This window comes from Bacillus sp. EKM208B (assembly GCF_011800725.1).
GTDB classification, from domain to species: domain Bacteria; phylum Bacillota; class Bacilli; order Bacillales; family Bacillaceae; genus Bacillus; species Bacillus velezensis.
In genome coordinates this window covers 104853-129088 of record NZ_JAANHO010000006.1, presented here as the reverse complement: position 1 = coordinate 129088, position 24236 = coordinate 104853, and the positions used below count along the sequence as shown (strand labels likewise).

Annotated in this window: 20 protein-coding genes and 1 other annotated feature; of the genes, 5 read left to right on the top strand and 15 right to left on the bottom strand. The window is 47.7% G+C overall.

Annotation, left to right across the window (positions count from 1 at the left end; all coding sequences use genetic code 11):
* Nucleotides 1-492: 492 nt before the first annotated feature.
* From eno to araE, 7 genes are all read right to left on the bottom strand, one after another.
* The gene (gene eno, locus G9F75_RS12545; RefSeq protein ID WP_007409956.1) at nucleotides 493-1785 is read right to left on the bottom strand and encodes a phosphopyruvate hydratase; all 1293 of its coding nucleotides are present in this window, start codon (nucleotides 1783-1785) and stop codon (nucleotides 493-495) included.
* 27 nt (nucleotides 1786-1812) lie between these two features.
* The gene (gene gpmI / locus G9F75_RS12540) at nucleotides 1813-3348 is read right to left on the bottom strand and encodes a 2,3-bisphosphoglycerate-independent phosphoglycerate mutase (RefSeq protein WP_003151620.1); all 1536 of its coding nucleotides are present in this window, start codon (nucleotides 3346-3348) and stop codon (nucleotides 1813-1815) included.
* Nucleotides 3341-4102, bottom strand: coding sequence for a triose-phosphate isomerase (gene tpiA, locus G9F75_RS12535; RefSeq protein ID WP_003151618.1), 762 nt, complete (start codon nucleotides 4100-4102; stop codon nucleotides 3341-3343). Before tpiA ends, gpmI begins: the two co-directional genes overlap by 8 nt.
* A 25-nt stretch (nucleotides 4103-4127) precedes the next feature.
* Nucleotides 4128-5312 (bottom strand): phosphoglycerate kinase, encoded by a 1185-nt coding sequence (locus tag G9F75_RS12530; RefSeq protein ID WP_014418909.1) that lies wholly within the window; start codon nucleotides 5310-5312, stop codon nucleotides 4128-4130.
* Between the two features lie 321 nt (nucleotides 5313-5633).
* Entirely contained in the window at nucleotides 5634-6641 is a 1008-nt protein-coding gene (gap, locus tag G9F75_RS12525; protein WP_003151611.1) for a type I glyceraldehyde-3-phosphate dehydrogenase, read from the bottom strand.
* A gap of 33 nt (nucleotides 6642-6674) precedes the next feature.
* Nucleotides 6675-7709 (bottom strand): gapA transcriptional regulator CggR, encoded by a 1035-nt coding sequence (cggR, locus tag G9F75_RS12520; RefSeq protein WP_003151607.1) that lies wholly within the window; start codon nucleotides 7707-7709, stop codon nucleotides 6675-6677.
* A gap of 264 nt (nucleotides 7710-7973) precedes the next feature.
* Nucleotides 7974-9368 carry an arabinose-proton symporter AraE gene (gene araE, locus G9F75_RS12515; RefSeq protein WP_014418911.1) on the bottom strand — a complete coding sequence of 465 codons (1395 nt, stop codon included), beginning with the start codon at nucleotides 9366-9368 and terminating at the stop codon, nucleotides 7974-7976.
* A 256-nt stretch (nucleotides 9369-9624) separates the two neighbouring features.
* Between araE and araR the strand changes: the two genes are divergently transcribed.
* Nucleotides 9625-10713 (top strand): arabinose utilization transcriptional regulator AraR, encoded by a 1089-nt coding sequence (gene araR, locus G9F75_RS12510; protein WP_007409953.1) that lies wholly within the window; start codon nucleotides 9625-9627, stop codon nucleotides 10711-10713.
* Nucleotides 10714-10742: 29 nt separating this feature from the next.
* On the opposite strand, the gene G9F75_RS12505 is transcribed toward araR, so the two are convergent.
* The 3 genes from G9F75_RS12505 to G9F75_RS12495 form a co-directional block, all read right to left on the bottom strand.
* Complete coding sequence (locus G9F75_RS12505) at nucleotides 10743-12026, bottom strand: ATP-binding protein (protein ID WP_021495221.1); 1284 nt, start codon at nucleotides 12024-12026, stop codon at nucleotides 10743-10745.
* Nucleotides 12027-12148: 122 nt separating this feature from the next.
* Nucleotides 12149-13153 (bottom strand): LLM class flavin-dependent oxidoreductase, encoded by a 1005-nt coding sequence (locus G9F75_RS12500; protein ID WP_021495222.1) that lies wholly within the window; start codon nucleotides 13151-13153, stop codon nucleotides 12149-12151.
* Nucleotides 13154-13265: 112 nt separating this feature from the next.
* Nucleotides 13266-14159 carry a LysR family transcriptional regulator gene (locus tag G9F75_RS12495; RefSeq protein ID WP_014418914.1) on the bottom strand — a complete coding sequence of 298 codons (894 nt, stop codon included), beginning with the start codon at nucleotides 14157-14159 and terminating at the stop codon, nucleotides 13266-13268.
* Nucleotides 14160-14256: 97 nt separating this feature from the next.
* On the opposite strand from G9F75_RS12495, the gene G9F75_RS12490 reads away from it, so the two are divergent.
* Nucleotides 14257-15174: a DMT family transporter gene (locus tag G9F75_RS12490; protein ID WP_003151595.1), complete on the top strand. Its 918-nt coding sequence runs from the start codon at nucleotides 14257-14259 to the stop codon at nucleotides 15172-15174.
* Between the two features lie 34 nt (nucleotides 15175-15208).
* Here G9F75_RS12490 and G9F75_RS12485 read toward each other — a convergent pair whose 3' ends face one another.
* Together G9F75_RS12485 and G9F75_RS12480 are read right to left on the bottom strand one after the other, a co-directional pair.
* Nucleotides 15209-16549 carry an amino acid permease gene (locus G9F75_RS12485; protein ID WP_003151592.1) on the bottom strand — a complete coding sequence of 447 codons (1341 nt, stop codon included), beginning with the start codon at nucleotides 16547-16549 and terminating at the stop codon, nucleotides 15209-15211.
* Between the two features lie 61 nt (nucleotides 16550-16610).
* Nucleotides 16611-16851, bottom strand: a binding site (T-box leader).
* 91 nt (nucleotides 16852-16942) lie between these two features.
* Nucleotides 16943-17101, bottom strand: coding sequence for a hypothetical protein (locus G9F75_RS12480; RefSeq protein WP_014418916.1), 159 nt, complete (start codon nucleotides 17099-17101; stop codon nucleotides 16943-16945).
* Nucleotides 17102-17252: 151 nt separating this feature from the next.
* Here G9F75_RS12480 and G9F75_RS12475 point away from each other — a divergent pair, with 151 nt between their 5' ends.
* The 3 genes from G9F75_RS12475 (at nucleotide 17253) to G9F75_RS12465 (ending at nucleotide 21194) form a co-directional block, all read left to right on the top strand.
* Nucleotides 17253-18110 (top strand): MurR/RpiR family transcriptional regulator, encoded by an 858-nt coding sequence (locus tag G9F75_RS12475; RefSeq protein WP_014418917.1) that lies wholly within the window; start codon nucleotides 17253-17255, stop codon nucleotides 18108-18110.
* Between the two features lie 184 nt (nucleotides 18111-18294).
* Nucleotides 18295-19839, top strand: coding sequence for a gluconokinase (gene gntK / locus G9F75_RS12470; RefSeq protein WP_154817956.1), 1545 nt, complete (start codon nucleotides 18295-18297; stop codon nucleotides 19837-19839).
* Nucleotides 19840-19865: 26 nt separating this feature from the next.
* The gene (locus tag G9F75_RS12465) at nucleotides 19866-21194 is read left to right on the top strand and encodes a GntP family permease (RefSeq protein WP_014418918.1); all 1329 of its coding nucleotides are present in this window, start codon (nucleotides 19866-19868) and stop codon (nucleotides 21192-21194) included.
* Nucleotides 21195-21230: 36 nt separating this feature from the next.
* Here G9F75_RS12465 and G9F75_RS12460 read toward each other — a convergent pair whose 3' ends face one another.
* From G9F75_RS12460 to G9F75_RS12450, 3 genes are read right to left on the bottom strand one after another with little or no spacing between them, the layout of a single operon-like run.
* On the bottom strand, nucleotides 21231-21953 hold the full coding sequence (locus G9F75_RS12460) for a LutC/YkgG family protein (protein ID WP_025649302.1): 723 nt from the start codon (nucleotides 21951-21953) through the stop codon (nucleotides 21231-21233).
* A complete protein-coding gene (locus G9F75_RS12455; RefSeq protein WP_007407375.1) occupies nucleotides 21953-23383 on the bottom strand; it encodes a LutB/LldF family L-lactate oxidation iron-sulfur protein in 1431 nt (476 codons plus the stop codon). Before G9F75_RS12455 ends, G9F75_RS12460 begins: the two co-directional genes overlap by 1 nt.
* Before the next feature lie 27 nt (nucleotides 23384-23410).
* Nucleotides 23411-24127: a (Fe-S)-binding protein gene (locus G9F75_RS12450; RefSeq protein WP_014418920.1), complete on the bottom strand. Its 717-nt coding sequence runs from the start codon at nucleotides 24125-24127 to the stop codon at nucleotides 23411-23413.
* Between the last annotated feature and the right edge of the window lie 109 nt (nucleotides 24128-24236).

The window sequence follows — 24236 nt, the reverse complement described above, 5'->3', positions numbered from 1 at the left end:
TTTCTTGATTCCAAGCGTCTGCTATTCGCTAAACCGACAGTTACTCCGTAAAAAGTAATAACCATCCTCCTGTAAGCTTTAAAGCTTCACTGTCCTTTTTCAAGATCGGCTAGTGAAATTTTTAGCCTCAGATATTCGATCCGAGTAATATTAGTAGGTCTGTACTCTCGAACATCCATTCATCAAGGGAGATATCTGGTTTTATGCGCTAAGCTCGAGCGTAGTTATCATTTCTTTATTCACCCTATTGTCATGACTTTTAAAAGTGCGGCATCTTATTTGAAACTTTGCAAGTTCAGTTTGGTCTTAATTATCCATATTCCCAACCTAACATTGTAGGAAATGCGTAAAGATAAACTGATTTTGATCATTCAAACACTCCAACTCAAAAAAACCCTGACTGCTTTTGTCAGGGTAATAGAAATTCTAGAAATTCAGCTCTCCCACACTTAAAAGGGCTTGGCTGCAGATGCAGCCAAGCCCTTTTTATGCTTACTTATTCAAGTTATAGAAAGAGTTGATACCGTGGTATTGAGCAGTTTCAGCCAACTGATCTTCGATGCGAAGAAGCTGGTTGTATTTCGCAACACGGTCCGTACGGGACGGAGCACCTGTTTTGATTTGTCCTGCATTAGTTGCCACAGCGATATCAGCGATTGTGCTGTCTTCAGTTTCACCTGAACGGTGAGAGATAACGGCAGTGTAGCCCGCGCGTTTCGCCATTTCGATCGCATCGAATGTTTCAGTCAATGTACCGATTTGGTTTACTTTGATCAGGATAGAGTTGCCTACGCCGTTTTTGATACCTTCAGCAAGCTTTTTCGTGTTTGTAACGAAAAGGTCGTCACCGACAAGCTGAACTTTTTTGCCAAGACGCTCTGTAAGAAGTTTGTGGCCTTCCCAGTCGTTCTCGTCAAGTCCGTCTTCGATAGAGATGATTGGGTATTTAGAAACCATTTCTTCGTACCAGTCAACCATTTCAGCAGATGTTTTCACAACGCCTTCGCCAGACAGATGGTATTTGCCGTCTTCTTTGTTGTAGAACTCAGAAGATGCAGCATCCATAGCAAGCTTCACTTCTTCGCCAGGTTTGAAGCCGGCTTTTTCGATTGCTTCAACGATTGTTTGAAGCGCTTCTTCGTTAGAACCAAGGTTCGGAGCGAATCCGCCTTCGTCACCTACAGCTGTGTTCATTCCTTTAGCAGAAAGAACTGATTTCAGGCTGTGGAAGATTTGAGCGCCCATGCGAAGCGCTTCACGGAAGTTAGGCGCGCCTACAGGCATAATCATGAATTCTTGAATGTCTACGTTGTTGTCAGCATGCTCTCCGCCGTTTACGATGTTCATCATCGGTACAGGAAGCGTTTTTGAGTTGAATCCTCCAAGGTATTGGTAAAGAGGAATCTGTAAGAAATCAGCAGCTGCGCGCGCACAAGCCATAGATACGCCAAGGATTGCGTTCGCACCGAGTTTGCCTTTGTTTTCAGTTCCGTCAAGCTCGATTAAAAGCTGATCGATTGCGTTTTGTTCAGTTACGTCAAAGCCGAGAAGCTCTGGAGAAATGATTTCGTTTACGTTGTTAACAGCAGTTAACACGCCTTTTCCAAGGTAACGGTCTTTGTCGCCGTCACGAAGCTCAACCGCTTCGTATTCACCTGTAGAAGCTCCGCTTGGCACTAATGCGCGGCCGAAAGCTCCTGTTTCTGTATATACTTCAACTTCAACTGTTGGGTTGCCGCGGGAGTCGAGGACTTCGCGTGCATAAACATCAACAATGTATGGCATGAGTTTGTCTCTCCTTTTGATTTACGCTTATTTTTGAATTAAAGATGTTCCTGTCATTTCTTTCGGTTTTTCAACACCGAGAAGGTCTAATAACGTTGGTGCGAGGTCGCCTAGGATTCCGCCTTCGCGCAGCGTCACGCCTTCTTTCGTCACAATGACTGGGACTGGGTTTGTCGTATGGGCAGTGTGCGGTTCGCCTGTTTCTGTAATCAGAATGTCCGCATTACCGTGATCAGCGGTAATGATGGCATGTCCGCCTTTAGCGATGATGGCGTCAACCACTTCGCCTAAGCATTCGTCCACTGCTTCAATTGCTTTAATCGTCGGTTCGACCATTCCGGAGTGGCCGACCATGTCAGGGTTTGCAAAGTTCAGGATGATCGCGTCGTGCTTGTCAGCCGCGATTTCTTTTACAAGAGCATCCTTCACTTCATACGCGCTCATTTCAGGCTTCAGGTCATATGTCGCGACCTTCGGCGAGTTAATGAGGATGCGCTCTTCGCCCGGGAATTCTTCTTCGCGGCCGCCGCTCATAAAGAACGTAACGTGCGGATACTTTTCAGTTTCTGCAATGCGAAGCTGTTTTAACCCGTGCTGTGCTAATACTTCACCCACCGTATTGTCAAGGTTTACCGGTTTAAAAGCCACATATCCGTCAACAGATTCACTGAAGTGAGTCAGGCAGACGAAATACAGGTTTTTCGGATGATTTTCACCGCGGTCGAAATCGCGGAAATCTTTGTTGGTAAACGTGTTTGAAATCTGGATAGCGCGGTCCGGTCTGAAATTATAGAAAATCACAGAATCGCCGTCATGAATTTTCGCAACGGGTTCACCGTTTTCTTTTGTGATGACGGACGGAATGACGAATTCATCATGAATGCCGTTCGCATAAGAATCATCGACTACATCCATCGCGCTGCGGTAAGACGGGCCTTCGCCGTAAGCCATTGCGCGGTACGCTTTTTCCACACGGTCCCAGCGTTTGTCGCGGTCCATGGAGTAGTAGCGTCCGGAAATGCTGGCGATTTCGCCGACACCGATTTCTTCGATCTGCTCATTCAGCTGCTGAATGTAAGTTTTCGCTGTTTGCGGACCTACATCGCGGCCGTCGAGGAAACCGTGAATATACACCTTCGTCAGTCCTTCACTTTTCGCAAGCTTCAGCAGCGCGAATAAATGATTGATATGACTGTGTACGCCTCCGTCAGAAAGAAGGCCGAACAGGTGCAGCGCTTTGTCGTTGTCTTTCGCGTTTTTGATGGCGTCAAGGAACGTTTGATTGCGTTCGAATTCGCCTTCGCGGATGGCAACGTTCACGCGTGTTAAGCTTTGGTACACAATACGTCCTGCGCCGATATTCAAATGACCGACTTCAGAGTTCCCCATCTGTCCTTCAGGCAGTCCGACTGCTTCGCCTGATGCCGTCAGCGTCTGATGAGGGTATTGGTTCCAATAACGGTCGAAATTCGGTTTTTTCGCTTGTGCGACTGCGTTTCCGACTGTTTCATTGCGTAATCCGAACCCATCAAGAATGATGAGTGCAGCTGGTTTTTTACTCATATTGACCTTCCTCCAATAATTGAACGAATGACTGCGGTTCAAGGCTTGCGCCGCCGACCAAAGCACCGTCAATATCGGACTCTGCCATATATTCTTTAATATTTGCAGGTTTTACGCTGCCGCCGTATTGAATGCGGAGCTTGTCAGCAGTTTCCTGGCTGAAGCTTTCAGCAACGACTTTACGGATATGCGCGCAGACGTCGTTAGCATCTTTCGCTGTAGAAGATTTGCCTGTTCCGATTGCCCAGATTGGCTCATACGCAATAACGGAAGCGGCAACTTGCTCTTCAGAAAGACCCGCAAGACCTTTTTTCACTTGATCGGCAACAAGATCATTTGTTTTTCCGGCTTCGCGCTCTTCAAGCGTTTCACCTACGCAAATGATCGGCACAATGCCGTGTTTGAAAGCGGCATGCGCTTTTTTGTTAACTGTTTCATCAGTTTCAGCGAACATTTCACGGCGCTCAGAGTGGCCGATGACGCAGTAATCCACGCCAAGGTCTTTCAGAGCGACCGGGCTGATTTCACCTGTGAACGCACCGTTTTCTTCAAAATGCATGTTTTGGGCGCCGACTTTCAGGTCAGTTCCTTTAACAGCAGAAGTCAGCTTTTCTAAGAAAAGAGCTGGTGCGCAAACAACGGCTTCCGCTTTGTCTGCTGCTGGAATGGAAGATTTCACTTCTTCAACGAAGCTGACAGCTTCGCCGAGTGTTTTGTTCATTTTCCAGTTACCGGCTATAATTGGTTTTCTCATCTGTTCCACTTCCTTATAGCAGTTTTTATTTATCGTTCAGCGCAGCTACACCCGGAAGCTCTTTGCCTTCCATGAATTCAAGGGATGCGCCGCCGCCTGTTGAGATATGGCTCATTTTGTCAGCAAGGCCGAATTTTTCAACGGCTGCCGCAGAGTCTCCTCCGCCGATGACAGAGTATGTATCGTTTGCCTCTGCCAATGCTTCAGCCACTGCTTTTGTGCCTTGAGCGAACAAGTCGATTTCGAATACGCCCATCGGTCCGTTCCATACGACAAGTTTGCTGTTTTTGATAACTTCAGCATACGTTTCGCGGGTTTTCGTTCCGATGTCGATCGCTTCTAAATCACTTGGAATCTCAGAGATCGGCACGATTTGAACGTTTGCATCGTTAGAGAAATCATCAGCAACGAGCACGTCTTCCGGCATATAGAATGTAACGCCTTTTTCTTTCGCGCGGTCCATGAATGATTTTGCAAGTTCGATTTTATCTTCTTCAAGCAAAGATTTACCGACTTCATAGCCAAGCGCTTTTACGAATGTGTAAGCAAGACCTCCGCCGATGATCAGGTTGTCCACTTTATCAAGCAGACTTTCGATTACGCCGATTTTGTCTTTTACTTTCGCGCCGCCGATGATTGCCGTAAACGGGCGCTCAGGATTTGTCACGGCTTTGCCGAGAACGTCAAGCTCTTTTTCCATCAAGAATCCTGCAACCGCCGGCAGATGCTCGGCAATTCCGGCTGTAGATGCGTGAGCACGGTGGGCAGCACCGAATGCGTCATTGACATATACATCCGCAAGCTCAGCAAATGCTTTAGCAAGCTCAGGATCGTTTTTCTCTTCACCAGGGTAGAAACGTACGTTTTCCAATACAAGAACGTCTCCGTCCTTCATATCAGAAATTTGTGCTTTTACAGCATCGCCGTAAGCTTCATCCGCTTTTTTCACTTCTTTTCCGAGCAGTTCGCCTAAGCGTGCAGCGACAGGAGTTAAACGAAGCTCCTCAACCACTTCGCCTTTCGGGCGGCCTAAGTGGCTCGCAAGAAGGACTTTCGCGCCTTGGTCTGCAAGGTGTTTGATTGTTGGAAGCGCAGCTCGGATACGAGTATCGTCTGTTACTTCCCCGTCTTTCATTGGAACGTTAAAGTCAACGCGGCAGAATACGACTTTGCCTTTTACGTCGATGTCTTTTACTGTTTTTTTATTCATGCCTTAGGAGATCCTCCTTCAAAATGGTTTGCATAGCACGAAAAACGTGAAACGTGAAACCGCCTCATGATGCTTCCGCCGCGGGGCAGATTGCAGCTTCCGGGCACGGGGCAGATCGTCTTCTGAGCCAGGGCAGGCGGCTAAGAAAACGAAAGTGCCGCGGAAACTTCAAAACGCGGACGTTCTGCAGCAATCCGGCGCTTTCTGAAAGCCGGTTCTCATGGAAAAAGGGAAAGGGAGTCCGTCCCCTTCCCTTGTCCGCTTTCATTATAGCGTTTCTGTCCGAAAGAACCAAGTCCGGCCCTTTCCGGGAGCTATGAATTAAAGACCTTGTTTTGCGATGTAAGCTGCAAGGTCAACAACGCGGTTAGAGTAGCCGCTTTCGTTATCGTACCAAGAGATTACTTTTACCATGCTGCCTTCCATAACCATTGTAGAAAGAGCATCGATTGTAGAAGAGTTAGCATTGCCGTTGTAGTCTCCGGATACTAATGGCTCTTCGCTGTAGCCAAGGATTCCTTTAAGATCGCCTTCAGCCGCTTCTTTAAGAGCTGCGTTTACGTCTTCAGCCGTTACGTCTTTGTTCAGTTCAGCAACTAGGTCAACAAGAGAAACGTTTGGAGTCGGCACACGCATAGCTCCGCCGTTCAGTTTGCCTTTCAGTTCAGGAAGAACGAGGGAAACTGCTTTAGCAGCGCCAGTTGATGTAGGAATGATGTTTTCAGCTGCTGCACGCGCACGACGGTAGTCTTTGTGCGGAAGATCAAGAATTTGCTGATCGTTTGTGTAAGAGTGAACAGTTGTCATCATACCGCGTTTGATGCCGAATTTGTCGTTAAGTACTTTTGCAAACGGCGCAAGGCAGTTTGTTGTGCAAGATGCGTTAGAGATAACATGGTGGTTAGCCGCATCGTATTTGTCTTCGTTAACACCCATAACGATTGTGATATCTTCTTCGTTAGCAGGTGCAGAGATGATAACTTTTTTCGCGCCTGCTTCTAAGTGTTTCGCAGCGTCTGCGCGTTTTGTGAAGAAACCAGTAGATTCAACTACGATTTCAACGCCTTGTTTGCCCCAGCTGAGTTTCGCAGGATCGCGCTCAGCAGAAACTTCGATTGTTTTGCCGTTAACAACAAGGTTGCTGCCGTCAACTTTAACTTCTGCATCTAATTTTCCGTGTACGGAATCATATTGTAAAAGATGAGCAAGCATGTTAGCGTCTGTTAAATCGTTAACCGCTACTACCTCAACTTCAGGATTGTTTAATGCTGCGCGGAATACGTTACGTCCAATACGACCAAAACCGTTAATACCGACTTTTACTGCCATGATTATTTCCTCCTTTAAATAAGTGAGAGATATTTATATTGAGGGACTGTTATCCCTTAATAACTTCTTTGCGGCTCCTTCGTCCGTGACGAGAACCGTGTTTCGCTGCTTTTTAAAATAAGCTTCGATTGCTTCTGCTTTTGATGATCCGCCCGCTACCGCGATAATGTCGGGAATGGCATCGAGGTCATCAAGCTGCATTCCGACTGAATGCACCTTGTGAACGACTTCTCCGTCCGCATTAAAGTAGTAGCCGAATGCCTCTGTCACCGCATGATTGTCATCTATTTTCTTCAAATCTTCCAAAGGCGTGTTTCTTCGCTCCGCCATTGTTCTAGCTTCGCCGATTCCGTGAACGAGCATACTCGCTGATTTAATCGTGTGAAGCACCTCTTTTACGGAAGGCTCTTCAATAATAGATGAGTAGGCGCCTTGTGACAGCTGCCCGGGAACGAACAAAAGCCGGTAAGTGCCTGAAGCCTTTTCCGCCATATGCGCGCATATGGTGTTCGCCTGGTTTTTCACATCTTCGCCTAAACCGCCTCTTGCGGGCACAAACAGGAGCTCGCGGTTTTTTGAATCCGGCGTCATCATATCGGCGACGGCTTCAATTGTCGTACCGCCGGTTACAGCGACGATATTTTTGCCTGAAAATCTCTTTTTCATACATGCAACGGCCGCTCTCCCTAATTCTTTTTTGACCCAAGGAGATTGGTCGCTGTCTCCGGAAACGATAATGGCGTCTTTCAGATTAAGCCGCTCTTTTAATGTCTTTTCCAAAAGCGTCAATCCTAAAACATCCTTCATCGTATCTTCCAGAATCGAAAGCAGTGAGTAGCCCTCTTCCGTCATTGTCATGCCGTTTGTTTTAATATCGATGAGATTCTGTTCTTTCAAAAACTGAACCTCGCTTCTGAGAACGCGCTCGGTCAATCCGAGACTGGCTGCAAGACTTCTGCGGCCGATCGGTTCGGTAAGCCTGATATACTGCAAGATTTCAAATCTTTTCTGCATCACAAGCAAAAGATCAGGCAATAATTTTTTTTGAGCTTGTATTAACTGGTTCATGACTCAAACGTTCCTTCCTATTCATACTGGACAGAAAATGTCCCGCTATGACAAAAAACGTCCCATCATAGCCAAAAAAAATTATGTCTGCTTTCTTTAATTATTTTAACAGGATGACATTGTTAATTCAACTGTTAAAGGTCAATTCGTCGACATTCTTCGCAGGATTTCCCAGTATCTCCTTGATACAGTCATTATATACAGAAACGGAATGAAGGTGACAGACAAAAGCCCGCCGGAGCGGACTTTTGTCGTAAAACGCTTTCATTTTATCCAGAGTTTTTCTATTTCTTCTAATGATTTATTTTTCGTCTCAGGGCAGATCGTCACGACAAACAAGAAACAGAGAATATTAATGACGGCGAATATCCAGAAGGTGTACGCGAGCCCTAACCCGCTGATCATCATCGGCACGAACTGGCCGATCGCCCAGTTGGCCCCCCATAAGAATATCGTCGCGATACCGGCGGCGCGTGCGCGGAGGTGGTTCGGAAAGATTTCCGAAATCATGATCCACGTAATCGGCCCGACTGATACGCAGAAAGCGGCGACGAATCCCAATATGATGACGACTAAAGCCGGACCGCTCGCCAGCTTAAAATAAAAGGATGCCCCGATTAAGATCATGAACAGCGCCATAAAGGCTGATCCGACCCCCATCAGCTTTTTCCGGCCCACCTTATCGACTAAAAGAACCGCGATAATGGTGAAAATCACTTCAACGACACCGACGATGCATGTCGTGATAAACCCCGCATTCTGTCCGAAGCCCATCATTTTGAAAATTTCCGGCCCGTAATACGTAATTGCGTTCATGCCGATGACCTGATTGAATAAAGCCAGCAGAATCCCGATCACAAGCGCTTTTCTCAGCCCCGGTTTAAACAGCTGAGACAATGACCCCATTTTTTCTAATTGTAAAGACGTTTCGATTTGTTTGATTTCTTCTTTCGCGGTCTGCTCGCCGTTAATGCGCGTCAGCACGGCGAGGGCTTCATTCCGGCGCCCCGCTTTCGCAAGCCAGCGCGGGCTTTCAGGCACGATAAGCAGCACGATAAAAAAGATGACGGACGGAATCATGCCGTAAGCGAGCATCCAGCGCCAGCCGGTGTGCACTCCCCATTCATACGAGCCGGACTGCTGAACGGCGAGGTTAATAAAATAAGTGCCGGAGATCCCTAATATCGTAAACAGCTGATACAGTGAAGACAGACTGCCGCGTATGGCCGGCGGAGCGGCTTCGGTAATATACGTGACAGAAAGCGAGGAGCCCATGCCGATTCCCAGACCGCCGATGACTCTGGCGATCACTAAGGAAGACACACTTTGAGAAAGTGCAGAGACAACCGCTGACACCGCAAACAACAGCGCCGCTGCCATCAAAATCTTTCTCCGTCCGAAACGGTCACTCAAAAATCCGGAAATCCCGACGCCGAAAACACCGCCGATCATTATGCTTGAAATCACGAGCCCTTCCATAAAAGGACTTAAGCGGTACAAATCTTTCAGGAAACCGATGGCGCCGGAAATCACCGCCGTGTCATAACCGTACAAAAGCCCTCCCAGTCCGGCCGCGCATGAGATGAGAATGACAAACCACTTGGAATGCTGCCGAGTGACAGGTACATTTGAGCCAATTGGTGCCGGGTGATTCTTCATGAATTTTACCCTCCCGCGAATAATAGAATAAAAACGCTTACAAATCTGAGTGCGACGCTTGATGTTGCTTTGTTTTCTTCAGAACCGCCGCATTTGTACGTACTTATAAAGAATTTTATCTAAAAATAAGGAAAATTAGTACGTACAAATAAAGAATAAGCAGTTTTTCATAATCTGTCAATTATTTTTACAGCTTGATGAAAGGGCTTACTATGTTATACTGGAATTTGTCCGTATACATTTTGGAGGAATTGATATGCTACCGAAATATGCTCAAGTAAAAGAAGAAATTTGTTCATGGCTGAATCAAGGAAAAATACAGCCGGACGAAAAGCTGCCTACGGAAAATGAGCTGATGCAGCAGTTCGGCGTCAGCCGCCATACCATCAGAAAGGCGATCGGAGATTTGGTCTCGCAGGGGCTGCTGTACAGCGTTCAGGGCGGAGGCACCTTTGTCGCTTCACGCACGGCGAAATCAGCCATGCATTCAAACAAAACGATCGGCGTCATTACAACGTACATATCAGACTATATTTTTCCGAGCATCATCAGGGGAATTGAATCTTATTTAAGCGAACAGGGCTATTCCATGCTGCTGACGAGCACCAACAACAATACAGAAAGTGAACGGCGCGGCCTTGAAAACCTGCTGTCCAAAAATATAGACGGGCTGATTGTCGAGCCTACGAAAAGCGCGCTGCAGACGCCCAACATCGGCTACTATCTCAATCTGGAGAAAAACGGCATTCCGTTTGCCATGATTAACGCCTCTTATGCGGAGCTGGCCGCACCAAGCTTTTCCGTCAATGATGTCAAAGGCGGCATGATGGCTTGCGAATACGTCATGTCCCTCGGCCACACGCACATTATGGGAATCTTTAAAGCGGATGACACGCAGGGCGTCAAACGGATGAACGGCTATCTTCAGGCGCATCGGGAGCGCGGGATTTTCCCGTCTCCGGACATGATCGTGACTTACACGACTGAGGAAAAAGAAACCGTGCTTCTCCAAAAAATTAAGCATACCCTTGAGCAAAACAGCGGGTCACATCCGACGGCCATTCTTTGCTACAATGACGAAATTGCGCTGAAGACGATTAATCTTCTCAGGGAATTCGGGTTAAAGGTGCCTGATGACGTGTCGGTCATGGGCTATGACGATTCACATTTCGCCCAGATTTCCGAGGTGAAGCTCACCTCTGTCAAGCATCCGAAATCCATTATGGGGAAAGCGGCGGCAAAATACGTCATCGACTGCTTAGAACATAAAAAACCGAAGAAGGATGACGTCGTGTATGAACCGGAACTCGTCATCCGGAATTCAGTCAAGCGGATCGGCGAATAAAAAAGGGCAGATACAACAGTATCTGCCCATCAGTCATTAAATTGAAAACTAAGCTGAAAATCATGAGGCGGAAGAACATCATCTATATTTTCTTTATTAAAATGCTTTAAAATATAATAAAATGACGAATCTGAAATATATAGTCTTTTATCATAGTATGTAAAAACCTTTGGAAAGATATCCTTTTTGGATTGCAATTCATCGAAGTGATTAAGTACAGAGGTCAGCGCACCATGATTTATTGACTTTTTCTCATGGATTCGGTGAATATTCTCATACAAGTACTGGAAAGAAAAACCTCTCCTCGCTATATCTAGATCAGATGTTAACACAATTTTCATTATATAATAGTATAACTTCAGCTTCGCTTTTCTTTCTCCATCTGCAATGTCTTGAATATTTCTCAGATATTCCTCACTTACTCTTTTATAATACAAAGCATTACATTCCTTAGCTAATTCAAGACTGTCAAGAACAATGTAATTCTGACTTCTCTTTCTTATCCCACTTTCACGACAATAGTCAAAAAGAAGTTGTTGATATACCGCAACTATTTGGCTGGATGCCTCTATAAAATAATTTGTTACATCTTCACTAATGTCTATGTTCAGCTCTTTACAGCCTCTACTCTTTATATTCATTAAATCTCTAGTAGACCATTTAGTAGCATCAATATAATCAATCCTTTGAGATAATTCTCCATTGAATTTTTCAAAATAGCCATTTATAATTTTCGTCCCGATTATAATGAATCTTAAGCCGCTTTGATAAAACATTTTCAGGTCAAAAGCCAACAGATATTGATCGACTAAATTTAAATAATGAAAGTCATCCAGTACGATAAACTGAATACCTTTTTCCTTCAGTGATTCAGCCACTCTGACACTTACGGTCTTGGGAAGATCCATTTTCCCTGATTCACTTAATAACTCTTTTTCAGATGAATCTCCGGTCACTTTCGCTTTTAAAAATTGAAATAGGTTCGCCTCTACTTGACTATCAATTTTTGAGCACTTTTCAATACTTTTGGAGAAGTTATCAGATATCTCCACACCAGATTTGTATAAAATTTGTGTGTAAATATCAGCTAAATCAACTCCCTTCGTACAGTCTATCACTATAGTGTTTTCAGCTTTGGTTACATATTTTTTTCTTAATAATGTTTTTCCGACTTTTGTTTCACCATATATTACGATGTGATGATCCGTAAGTTCAATTTTATCTTGGTAATCCTCATCAATTTGTTGTCTATCAACATAACTTTTTAAAACATTCCGCGATATACCAAAAACATCTTTCAAAGAAACATCCAAATTTTTATTCACTCCCTATATTTTAAGAAAATTTTTCTAATAAATAATATCATAATAGTATGAAATTTCATATTATTACACAAAAACAGGCAGCACACTATATATTATGTGCTGCCTGTTTTTCATCTTTTTAATTCGGCGATGATTTCAAATGATCTCATTCTGTCGGCATGCTCAAAGCTTTCTGAATTCACCATGATTTCATCCGCCTGTGTTGTCCGGATGAAGCTTTCCAGCTTCTCCTTCACACGCTCCGGTCCGCCGACGATCGTTGAACTGAGCTGTTCATTGACCATCGCTTTTTCATACGGCGACCAGATTTGATCCATGTCTTCAACAGGAGGCTTCAGCTGGTTCGGCGTGCCGCGGACGAGGTCTAAAAATCTTTGATAATGCGATGTTGCCAGATGCTCCGCCTTTTCATCCGTATCGGCGGCAATGACGGTGACGCCGACCATCGCGTACGGTTTATCCAGTACATCTGACGGACGGAAGGAGCTGCGGTACAGCTCAAGGGCGGGCACGGTGTTTTTCGGTGAAAAGTGAGCCGCAAAGGCGAACGGAAGCCCGAGCTCTCCCGCAAGACGCGCGCTGAAGCCGCTTGAGCCCAGAAGCCAGATCGGCACGTCCAGCCCTTCGCCCGGAATGGCGCGGACTAGATTGCGCACATTGCCTGACGGTTTGAAGTAATTTCTCAATTCTTCAAGCTGCTCCGGGAAATCCTCCCCGCTGTTTATGTTTCTTCTTAAGGCCCTCGCCGTTAATTGGTCGGTACCCGGCGCACGCCCGAGTCCGAGGTCAATCCGCCCTGGATATAACGTTTCAAGGGTTCCGAATTGCTCCGCGATTATAAGTGACGAATGATTCGGCAGCATAATACCCCCAGAACCGACGCGGATTTTTTTCGTGCCGCCGGCGATGTGGCCGATCAGCACCGCCGTTGCCGAGCTGGCAACGCCTTCTATATTATGATGCTCCGCAAGCCAATAGCGGTTATAGCCCCACTCCTCGGCGCGGCGCGCTAAATCCATGCTGTTGCGGAACGATTCAGCAACCGTTCCTCCCTGTACGACCGGCGATAAATTCAATACGGAAAACGCAGTATCTTTCAATGTATGTTCAGCCATCGTTTTCTCCTTTGCGGTTTAGTGTAAGCAGATCTTAAACAAGGTCTCTCCACACACCTTACCACAGCTTTTCCCGTGAGTTAAACAATTTGATTCGATGATCTTCGAACAATCAGTCAGCGGCGGTTTTCTTACGGATGAACAGCTCCTCGGCGACATCAATAAAAAGCTTGGCGGCAAGTGATGCGTCTTTCATGGAAGGAACCGCCAGCTGCACCTCCCTGAATACATCCGGCGTAAACTCTTTAATCACCACTTCTTCCGGGAGGGGATTGCCGGCCATGGACATATCGGATAAGATTGCCATGCCCAACCCCTCCCGCACCATATTGATGGACGTGCTGACATTAAACACGGTAAAGGCCGCGCAAAGTTCGGCACCGGCTTGTTTAAACAGGCCTGCAAAAGGTGACGTGTAACCGCCTTCGCAAACCACCATCGGTTCACCGTCCAGATCTTTTATCGTTACGGTTGAGCGTGCGGCGAGAGGATGATCTTTATGCATAACCGCTGCCATTTTGTCTTTTTTCAGCAGAAAGGAATCCATATCCTCTGTCGGGAACAGCAGAATGCCCGCGTCAATCATCCGGGATTGCAGCCATTCTTTTACTTCGTCCGCCGTTCCTTCATGAAGCACCAGTTCAAGCTTCGGATACCGTTTTTTAAACACGCTGATCAGCTTTGGAATGAAATAAGCGGAAGCGGCCGGAAATGTGCCGATGTGAATCGTTCCCTGTTCAAGACCTCTTTCCGCGGCCGCCAGCTGCTCGGCTTTTTCTATGCCTTTGAGCACCTCTCTGATATGGACGAGAATTTTTCCGCCCGTGTCCGTGAGCCTTACGCCGTTGCGGCGCTCGCGGATGATCAGCTTGATGCCGAGCTCTGACTCAAGCGCAGAGATGGCATGGCTGACGGCGGGCTGCGTCATATTCAGCGCCTGCCCCGCTTTTGTAAAGCTTCCCGTTTCAGCGATTTGAACAAAAACCCGCAGTTGTGTAATCGTCATAACGTTTTACTTATGCTCCTTATAAAAAAGATTCATTTTATTTATCTTACTGATTACCGTATCATATGATGGAATTGTTCTACAAGGAGTGAACGACGTGAAACAGCTTTCGAAAATACAGACGGCTCTTATGCTGGCGTTTCTAGTCACGGTATGGGGAATTAACTGGCCGCTGACAAAGGCCGCGCTTGCCTATTCGCCGCCTCTTCTGTTTGCCGGAATCCGCACGCTGATCGGCGGACTTCTATTATTAATGGTGGCGCTGCCCCGTTTTAAAAAGCTGCGTTTTAAAGAAACGTGGCCGATCTATCTTATTTCTGCCATTTTAAATATTACTTTATTTTACGGCCTGCAAACGGTCGGCTTGAATTACCTGCCTGCCGGCCTATTTTCAGCCATCGTGTTTTTCCAGCCGGTGTTAATGGGCGTTTTTTCTTGGCTGTGGCTCGGGGAATCGATGTATCCTTTAAAAATAGCCGGTCTTATTCTGGGCTTTGCCGGTGTCGCCGTCATCAGCGCAGCCGGTTTCGGAGGCCATATTTCCATCGCCGGCATTCTTTTGGCCTTAGGCTCTGCGGTCAGCTGGGCGCTCGGCACGGTATATGTGAAAAGAACGGGCGGACGCGCGGATTCTATCTGGATGGTCGCTCTTCAGCTTCTGATCGGCGGCGTGCTGCTTGTCAGCTCCGGCCATTTTTCAGAAAGCTTTTCAGCGATTCAATGGAAAGCTCCGTTCATTCTGAGCCTTCTGTTCATTTCAGTTTTTGTTATCGCGCTCGGCTGGCTCGCCTTTTTTACGCTTGTCGGTTCAGGGGAAGCAAGCAAGGTTGCCTCTTACACCTTCCTGATCCCGCTCATATCCATTGTCGTCAGCTCGATATTCCTGCATGAGCCGCTTACCGTCAGCCTTTTAGCCGGACTGCTTCTGATCGTCACAAGCATTTGTTTTGTGAATATAACACCGAAAAAACTGAAAACACCTGCTCTGGCCGCAGAAAAAAAGGCCGTTCATTAAAAAAACTCTTGCCGCGGGGCAAGAGTTTTTTTATTTATTGACGTCTCCCTTTCACAAGATACGCAGCCGTAATGAGCAGATAGATGGCCGCAGTGATGCATGTGATGACGATGGATGTCGTCGCAATTACGCCGATCAGGATGGCCAAAAGCGCAAGCACCGCGAACCATGTCGTGTACGGGAACCATTTGACGTAATAAGCCGGCTGTTCTGTTGAATGTTTTCTTGATTTCAAATGGGCGAATCCGATAATCAGCCAGATGAACAGCACGGTATAGCCGAGTGAACCCATCAAATAATTAAACGTCCGGCTTCCTGCGAATAAAGAAATCAGGACGCCTACATATAAAAATGACGTACAAGTCAGAATCGCATAGACGGGAACCTTTTTCTTCGATAGTTTTGAAAAAATTTTCGGCACCCGGCCGTCAGAAGCCTGCGTAAACAAGACGCGGGATGATCCGTACAGTCCCGAGTTCATAGACGAGATAATCGCAAGAAGAATGACGGCATTCATAATATGGTCGGCACCCGGAATTCCGATCATCTTAAATACTATGACAAACGGGCTTTCGGGAACGCTGTTGACTTGATTCCAAGGAATCAGGCTGACGATGATGAAAAACGGCAGCAAGTAAAAAGCGACAATCCGCGTTAACGTGCTTCGGACAGCTTTCGGGATCACCTTTTCGGGGTTTTTTGTCTCCGCCAGCGTGACGCCGATGATTTCCGTTCCGCCGTATGAGTAGATCACGACGAGCATCGCCGTGATGACGCCCCCCGCTCCATGCGGGAAAAATCCTCCGTGATCCGTTAAATGAGACAGCCCCGGCGCCGTGTGATTGCCGAATGAGAAAAATAAAAGCAGAATACCGCATAAAATAAAGATGACAATCACTGTAATTTTAATAAGCGCGAGCCAGTACTCCGTCTCGGCAAACAGTTTCACAGAAAGCATGTTTACGACCGTCACCACGATGGAAATGATCAAAGCCAATATCCATATCGGACATTCCGGCAGCCAATATTGAATGAAAATGGCGGCTACGACCGCCTCCGCGGCAATATTGAGCACCCACATTTTCCAATAGATCCAGTCTAAAAAGTATGCAGCGTACGATCCGAGCGACTGCTGAACCAAATCACGGAACGTCCTTGCATGTTTGTTTCTGACTGCCATTTCGGCCAGCCCTTGCATAATAAACAGCAGAATGATTCCGCCGAGGAGGTAGGCCAACAGCACGGACGGCCCCGCCTCATCAATCGCCGTGCTGCTGCCTTTAAAGAGCCCGGCCCCGATCGCGCCTCCAAGCGCCATCATCATAATGTGTCTGGACGACATCGTCCGTTTTAACGTTTGCTTGTCCTTTTCCATCTATCACACGCCCTCTCGCAAAAAGTGTTCATCACATAAAAAAGCACGCCGCCTCTTTAGGAAAAGAGACGGCGTGCCTCAGGCAGCCGCGGTACCACTCTTGTTGATCCCGAAATATCCGGAATCCAGCTTAAAAACCTTTTAACGAAGGTCAGCCGTTAGGACATAGGGAATATTCCGACAATTCCGTTCCGCCCTGCCACTTCCGGGCGAGTTCAAAGAACAATCAGTCCGCGTTGCACCAACCCGCGGCTCTCTTTTTCTGACTGGATTCTTTTACTGCTCCCGTTCACAGTGTTTTATGTTAAATGAATCTCTTGAGTTTTTATTTTCTGAATATAGTATCATAATATACAGTCTTCTATTTTCAAAGTCAATACTAATTTTTGCCGCCTATTGTCCTACCCGGTGATTCGGAAATTTCAGCTGAAATCCGGACACAAGGCTTTGCTTTCCGGGCGCCGCGCTTTCCGCTTTCACCTTTGTGTTTGCGTATAAAAACAGCGCAAGCGCAATGCCGAATGATATGACGAGAATCCATACTTTTTTCATTCAGGTGCCTCCTCACTTTCTATCATCGGCGGCTTTTTCTCTTTTTTTATATACAAAATTGAAAAAACAATTTTAAAATTCTGTTTTCCTTATATTGAAACTTGCTTTATCATAAAAGTATGCGTTTACATTCAAGTAGGGAGGTTATAGCATGACCCCTGTGAATTCAAGCAGCATCGGGAAGATTCAGGCGGCCAGCAAAGGTTTGTCGCCAAAATTGAGAGCGATTGCAGACCATATCGTGAAGGAACCGAAAGACGTGGTTCACCTTTCCATCATTCAGCTGGCGGAAAAAACGAAAAGCTCTGAAGCGACGATTTTCAGGCTGTGCAAACGGCTCGGTTTTTCCGGCTATCAGGATTTAAAAATCGCGCTTGCTCAGGAGATCGTTCAGGAGCCGGTGCAGCACATTCATGAAGAAATGAGCCCCGACGACGATATCGAAGTCATCATCCAGAAAGTTTTCCGCACAAACATTTCCGGTCTGACCGATACCTTTCAATTATTAGATCCGGCCGACGTTGAAAAAGCGGTAGAAATGATCCACCGCGCAGACAGAATTGAATTTTACGGAAACGGCGGTTCCGGGCTGATCGCCACAGACGCGTATCATAAATTTATGCGTACGGGTATAAATTGCATCGCGCACACAGATTCTCACTTTCAGGCGATGTCAGCGGGTCTTCTCGGTCCCGAAAGCGCAGTCATCGGCATTTCTCATTCGGGAAGCAATAAGGACGTGCTTGACGCGGTGAAAATGGCCAAATCGCTCGGCGCTGGCACGATCGGCATTACAAGCTACCAAAAGTCGCCGCTCACCCAGATTTCCGACGTGGTGCTGTATACGTCAACAAGGGAGACGGCTTTCAGAACGGAAGCAATGTCCGCAAGGCTTGCCCAGCTGTCGGTCATTGATACACTGTATTTCGCCACGGCCCGGCTGCGGCAGGAGAAAACGCTCGCCAACTTGCAGCAAATCAGAAAAATGATCGCGCACAAACGTTTGTAATCGCTTTCTGAATATTTATTTTTCAAAAGAGAGAATGCCGATACAGCGGGAATTGAGGCAATTTTATGAAAAAAATTTTCTTCTTCATCGTTGATTTATAAAAAAATTATTCCTATAATTGACTTTGTAAGGGCATACATTATCAATCTATCTTATTATTCAATCAGATTAGGCGGGATATATTATGAAGGAAACCCAAGCTGTTATCGGTCTGGATATCGGCACAACCAGTACGAAAGCCGTTCTGTTCGGACCAAGAGGCAAAGTGTTAGCCAAGCATTCGGTTCACTATGATTTAATACAGCCAAAGCCGGCATGGGCCGAGCAGGATCCTGAGCACATTTTGGAAGCGGTTATCGGAAGCATCAGGGGCGCCGTCACAAAGGCCGGACTGAGTCCTGACAATCTGCTTGCAATCGGCATCAGCACCGCCATGCACTCATTGATAGCTGTCGATCAAAACGGCGGCCTGCTGACCAAAAGCATCATTTGGGCGGACAACCGCAGCGCCGAGCAATCAAAACGGATTTTAAAAGAGATGAACGGTTTTGATATTTATAAAAGAACGGGTACGCCGATTCACCCGATGTCTCCGCTTTCCAAAATTGTCTGGATGAAAGAACAGGACAAGGAGACATTCGCGAAAACCGCCAAATTCATCAGTATGAAAGAATATATTCTGCACGAGTTTTTCGGAACTTATGTCGTCGATTATTCGATCGCTTCGGCAACGGGGCTGTTCCGTTTAGATACGCTTTCCTGGGATGAAGAAGCGCTCCGGATTGCCGGAATCCGGGAAGATCAGCTGTCGGACATCGTGCCGACCACTCATCAGCTGCGCGGCCTTGCGCCGGAAATCGCTGCACGGATGGGCATTCATGCGGATACACCGTTTATTATCGGCGCAAATGACGGCGTGCTCGCCAACCTTGGAGTCGGCGCGATCAGCAAAGGCGAAGTGGCCGTTACGATCGGAACGAGCGGAGCCGTGCGTTCGGTGACGGATGCGCCGATTACGGATGAAAAAGCGCGGACATTCTGTTACGCGCTGACTGACAAGCATTGGGTCATCGGAGGCCCGACGAATAACGGAGGCATTATGCTGCGCTGGCTTCGAGACGAATTCGCTTCTCCGGAAGTCGAAACGGCGAAGCGGCTCGGCATTGATCCGTACGATTTAATGATTGATATCGCTGATAAAGTGCCCGCAGGCTCTGAGGGATTGCTGTTTCTGCCGTTTTTATCAGGGGAGCGCGCGCCGTTTTGGAATCCGAATGCCCGCGGAACGTTTTTCGGCATCAGCCTCCGCCATAAACGGGAGCATTTTATCAGAGCGGTGCTGGAAGGCGTCATCATGAGCGTCTTTTCAATCGGTGTCGCACTGAGAGATTTGGCGGGCCCCGCAAAAGACGTGCGGGCTTCGGGAGGATTTGCGAGATCACCGCTTTGGAGGCAGATTTTGTCCGATACGATGGGACGGGAAGTCCTCGTTCCGGAAAGTTACGAAGCCTCGGCGCTCGGAGCGGCCGTTCTCGCTTTGCACAGCCTTGGCGAAATGGAACGGATCGAGGATGTTCAGGACTGGATCAGAATTTCTCACCGTCATGAACCGAACGTCAAAAACAGCGAAACATATATTGAGCTGTTTTACTTATACGAGCGGCTGTATGACAAGCTCAAAGATGAATTTGACGTCATCAGTGAATTTCAGCTCAAACAAAGCCGTTAATTCTTCTTTGAAAGGGTGAAAAGGTCATGTTACTGTTTATTGTCATTGCCGCTATTATCGTTTTACTCTTATTGATTACGGTCGCTAAATTAAATCCGTTTATCAGTCTTTTGATTACATCCATCCTTGTCGGTTTCGCAACGGGCATGAATCTGCCGGACATTATCGCTTCGATGAAAACCGGGCTCGGCAATACGCTGTCGCTGCTTGCGATCGTGCTGGCCCTCGGTACGATGCTCGGAAAAATGATGGCTGAATCAGGCGGTGCGGAGCGTATCGCCCACACCCTGATCGGCCGCTTCGGCAAAAAGAAAGTGCATTGGGCGATGATGGCCGTCGCTTTTATCGTCGGCATCCCGGTCTTTTTCCAGGTCGGCTTCGTCCTGCTCGTGCCGCTTTTGTTTACGATTGCGATTGAAACCGGCGTTTCATTAGTGACGATCGGGATTCCGCTCCTTGCGGGACTTTCCGTCGTGCACGGATTGGTTCCGCCCCACCCGGCGGCGATGGCGGCTGTCGGCATTTATCACGCCAATGTCGGAAAAACGATTTTGTTTTCTTTAATCGTCGGCATTCCGACTGCCATCATCGCGGGGCCGCTTTACGGAAAATGGATTGGTAAGCGCATTCATAAACCCGTTCCCGAACTGTTGAAAAAACAATTTATTGAACGGAATGAAAAACGCAAGCTTCCGGGATTCGCAAATACATTGTTTACGATATTGGTACCGGTGATCCTGATGCTTATGGCAACGCTTGCCGAAATTGCGCTTCCGGAAAAAAGCGCGCTCTATGAAACTTTTAAATTTATCGGCGACCCTGTCACGGCGCTTTTGATCGCCACGGTGTACTCCTTTTTCAGCCTTGGTTTTTATCAGGGCTTTGACAGAGAAAGCATTTTAAAATTCAGCAATGACTGTCTCGGACCGATCGCTTCCATTCTGCTTGTGATCGGAGCCGGCGGCGCTTTTAACAACGTCCTGATTGATTCAGGCGTCGGCACGTATATTGCTGACATTGCGAAGCATTCAAGCTTCTCTCCCGTTCTTTTAAGCTGGACGATCGCAGCGGTCATCCGTGTCGCCACAGGTTCAGCGACTGTCGCCATGATGACGGCGGCCGGCATTGTTGCACCGATTGCATCTGTCATGCCGGGCGTCAGCAGTGAGCTTCTCGTTTTGGCAACGGGAGCGGGCTCTTTGATTCTGTCACATGTCAATGACTCCGGTTTCTGGCTCATTAAAGAGTATTTCGGAATGACAGTAAAAGAAACATTCCTGACATGGACGGCGATGGAAACGATTATTTCTGTCAGTGCGATCTGTTTTATCATGATTATTAACGCGTTTATATAAAAACAAACCCCGGCCGAAAACCGGGGTTTGCCTTTTTTATCGGTCATTCACAAGGATATAAGCGGCTTTAACGGGTCCGTGGACGCCGACAACCAAATCCATTTCGATATCGGCCGAGTTGCTCGGTCCAGTAATATAGTTGATGCAGGAAGGAACGGTGACGCCGTCTCTGATCTGCTGTTTCAGTATATCGCTGGCCTGTGTCATTCTCGGCACAATGGAAGATTTCGGGATGATTGCGATATAGGTGGTCGGAAGCAGGCTGACAGAACGGCCGGCATGCTCTGACGCATACAAAACGACGGTGGCTGATTCTGCAAGCGTAATCTCGCTGAATGTGATGCCCACATTCGCTTGTTCCGCTTTTTCAATATTTTTCGCTCCTTGTTCCGCGTCCCATTCCCAAACTGGAATCCCTTCATCCGGCCACTCTTCTGTCATAAGGGTCTGCAAGCCGTACGTTTCAAACCGGCTGTCCTTCGGAATGATGACAGGCCCTCCTTCAAAGCGGTTCACCTGCGTGCGCAAAGCGTCGTAAAGCCCGGCTGCATCCGTTTCGATCAGTTCGGTATGAATGTTGACGCAGTGGTCTTTCAGCATCGTGACAAGATCGTCTTCCGTACAGTCCGCATGCGTTTGATATTGAGGCTGATACTTCCATTCAGGCAGGGACACGCCTGATTTCCTGCGCTCTCTGCCCAGACTTTCGGCGATCCGGTTTAAAAAGGATTCCTGATGTGTAACCGTCCCTTTCATCATCATTCTTCCCCCTTTTGTTTTTCCCGGTCTTTAAACCAATCTCTGAATCTCGATTTATGCGGCGCCGGGAAATCCCGTATTGCCGTCCATTCTTTTAACGGCCCCGGCCCTTTTGATATTTTGTCATCTTCCGTAAACGGCGTCATGGCGGCAGGCGCCCATTTCGATCCCATTTTATAAAGGGACGGGGATGACGAGCCGAGCCCGAAGGCTTTCATCGCCAGTTTTTCGCTGATCGGCGCTTTGCCCTCTTTTTCCACGATGTTCTGCCGATGCTTGAGCAGCAGCTCGTGCAGCGGAATTTTAACGGGACATGCTTCCGTACAGGCCGCGCATAAGGAAGATGCGTACGGGAGCTCCTTGTATTCGTCATATCCGCCGAGAAGAGGCGATAAGACGGCGCCGATCGGACCCGAATAGATGGACCCGTACGAGTGTCCGCCGACATGCCGGTACACGGGACAGACGTTGATGCAGGCGGCGCAGCGGATACATTGCAGCACCGATTGGAATTCCGTGCCGAGTATGCGGGAACGCCCGTTGTCCACAACCACAAGGTGGAATTCCTCAGGCCCGTCAGCTTCTCCTTGCTGACGAGGTCCCGTCAGCGCCGTAATGTAACTTGTAAGCCGCTGGCCGACCGCGCTTCTCGTCAGCATGCTGACAAGCACTTCAAACTCAGAAAATGACGGAACGATCCGCTCCATTCCCATCACGGTGATCTGCGTCTTCGGCAGCGCGGACACAAGGCGGCCGTTTCCTTCGTTCGTCACGAGACTGACCGATCCGGTATCCGCGATTGCAAAGTTGCAGCCTGTAATGCCGACATCCGCTTCGAGAAATTTTTTCCGGAGAACGCTGCGCGCGTGCATGACGAGCTCTTCCGGTTTTTCCGTCTGTTTGTATTCGAGTCTCTCTTTAAACACGTCACGGATCTGCTCTTTGTTTTTGTGAAGAGCGGGAGCAACGATATGTGACGGCGGATCGTGGTCGTCAATCTGGAGAATGTATTCGCCGAGATCCGTTTCTGTGACTTCACAGCCCTCTTCCTCAAGCACTTCGTTCATATTGATTTCTTCTGTTACCATGGATTTGGATTTTACGATTTTTTTGGCGTTTTTCTGCCGGATGACATCGCGGATATAGGAGGACGCTTCTTCCGCCGTTTCGGCGAAAAAGACGTGTCCGCCTCTGTTGGCGACGTTTTCGGCGAGCTGTTCCAAATAGAAATCAAGATTGTCCAGCACATGCTGTCTGATTTCTTCCGCATGGGAACGCCAATCCTCCCAGTTTCCCAATTCTTCGGCCGCCTGAAGCCTTCTTGTCCTGAGCCGTTCCTGCGCTCCGGAGACGGCTCCTCTCATAAACTCATTATCTATTCCTTCTGATACCCGCTCTTTAAAAGCGGCGGTACCGATTTTCATCGCCATGATTTTCCCCCCTTGTTGTTTCCCGTGTTATCTGCTGTTCAGCACTTCGGCGATGTGCATGACTCTGACGTTTTTATCCTTACGGTCAAGACGCCCGCCGATATTCATCAGACAGCCGCAATCCGCCCCGATCAGCACCTCGGCCTCCGTGTCTTCCACGCAGGCGACCTTCTCATCCACCATTTGTTCAGAGATTTGCGCCATTTTCACAGAAAACGTTCCTCCGAATCCGCAGCATTGGTGCTTTCCGGGAAGCGCGGTCAGCTCGAGCCCCTTGACATGGCGCAAAAGCTTCATCGGCTCCTCCGACACGCCGAGCAGCCTCGTCATGTGGCACGATGTATGGACTGTCGCTTTTTTTTGCAGCACCGCCCCGACATCCTCCACCCCGAGAACGTTGACGATAAAATCTGTTAACTCATATGTTTTGTCCGCAAGCTGCTGCGCTTTTGCCGCCCACTTCGGATCGTCCTGAAACAGATGCGGATATTCACGGAACATCGTCGTACAGGAACCTGACGGACTGACAACGTACTCCGCTTCTTCAAACGCGGCAATCATCCGCTTCATCGCTTTTTTCGCATCCGTCACATACCCGCTGTTGTATGCGGGCTGCCCGCAGCAAATCTGCCCCTCGGGAAAATCCACCTCACACCCGAGCCGTTCCAGCACCTCAACCGTCGCCTTTCCGACATTGGTCTGGAACATATCCACAAGGCACGTGACAAATAATGAGACTTTCATGATGAACCCCTCTTTCATCCTCAATATGTGATCCGGTCATCTGATGACCTGTTTTTAGGAAAGCTCTATGAATATCCTACACTATTCTGAATATGGATTGGAAGGTTTT

What these genes read in the sequence shown, in the direction of transcription:
- araR (WP_007409953.1), top strand. Translation starts at nt 9,625, where the DNA reads ATGCTACCGAAATATGCTCAAGTAAAAGAAGAAATTTGTTCATGGCTG.
- G9F75_RS12460 (WP_025649302.1), bottom strand. Translation starts at nt 21,953, where the DNA reads ATGATGAAAGGGACGGTTACACATCAGGAATCCTTTTTAAACCGGATC.
- cggR (WP_003151607.1), bottom strand. Translation starts at nt 7,709, where the DNA reads ATGAACCAGTTAATACAAGCTCAAAAAAAATTATTGCCTGATCTTTTG.
- tpiA (WP_003151618.1), bottom strand. Translation starts at nt 4,102, where the DNA reads ATGAGAAAACCAATTATAGCCGGTAACTGGAAAATGAACAAAACACTC.
- G9F75_RS12485 (WP_003151592.1), bottom strand. Translation starts at nt 16,549, where the DNA reads ATGGAAAAGGACAAGCAAACGTTAAAACGGACGATGTCGTCCAGACAC.
- gap (WP_003151611.1), bottom strand. Translation starts at nt 6,641, where the DNA reads ATGGCAGTAAAAGTCGGTATTAACGGTTTTGGTCGTATTGGACGTAAC.
- gpmI (WP_003151620.1), bottom strand. Translation starts at nt 3,348, where the DNA reads ATGAGTAAAAAACCAGCTGCACTCATCATTCTTGATGGGTTCGGATTA.
- G9F75_RS12480 (WP_014418916.1), bottom strand. Translation starts at nt 17,101, where the DNA reads ATGAAAAAAGTATGGATTCTCGTCATATCATTCGGCATTGCGCTTGCG.
- G9F75_RS12450 (WP_014418920.1), bottom strand. Translation starts at nt 24,127, where the DNA reads ATGAAAGTCTCATTATTTGTCACGTGCCTTGTGGATATGTTCCAGACC.
- G9F75_RS12475 (WP_014418917.1), top strand. Translation starts at nt 17,253, where the DNA reads ATGACCCCTGTGAATTCAAGCAGCATCGGGAAGATTCAGGCGGCCAGC.
- G9F75_RS12455 (WP_007407375.1), bottom strand. Translation starts at nt 23,383, where the DNA reads ATGGCGATGAAAATCGGTACCGCCGCTTTTAAAGAGCGGGTATCAGAA.
- gntK (WP_154817956.1), top strand. Translation starts at nt 18,295, where the DNA reads ATGAAGGAAACCCAAGCTGTTATCGGTCTGGATATCGGCACAACCAGT.
- eno (WP_007409956.1), bottom strand. Translation starts at nt 1,785, where the DNA reads ATGCCATACATTGTTGATGTTTATGCACGCGAAGTCCTCGACTCCCGC.
- G9F75_RS12495 (WP_014418914.1), bottom strand. Translation starts at nt 14,159, where the DNA reads ATGACGATTACACAACTGCGGGTTTTTGTTCAAATCGCTGAAACGGGA.
- G9F75_RS12500 (WP_021495222.1), bottom strand. Translation starts at nt 13,153, where the DNA reads ATGGCTGAACATACATTGAAAGATACTGCGTTTTCCGTATTGAATTTA.
- G9F75_RS12530 (WP_014418909.1), bottom strand. Translation starts at nt 5,312, where the DNA reads ATGAATAAAAAAACAGTAAAAGACATCGACGTAAAAGGCAAAGTCGTA.
- araE (WP_014418911.1), bottom strand. Translation starts at nt 9,368, where the DNA reads ATGAAGAATCACCCGGCACCAATTGGCTCAAATGTACCTGTCACTCGG.
- G9F75_RS12465 (WP_014418918.1), top strand. Translation starts at nt 19,866, where the DNA reads ATGTTACTGTTTATTGTCATTGCCGCTATTATCGTTTTACTCTTATTG.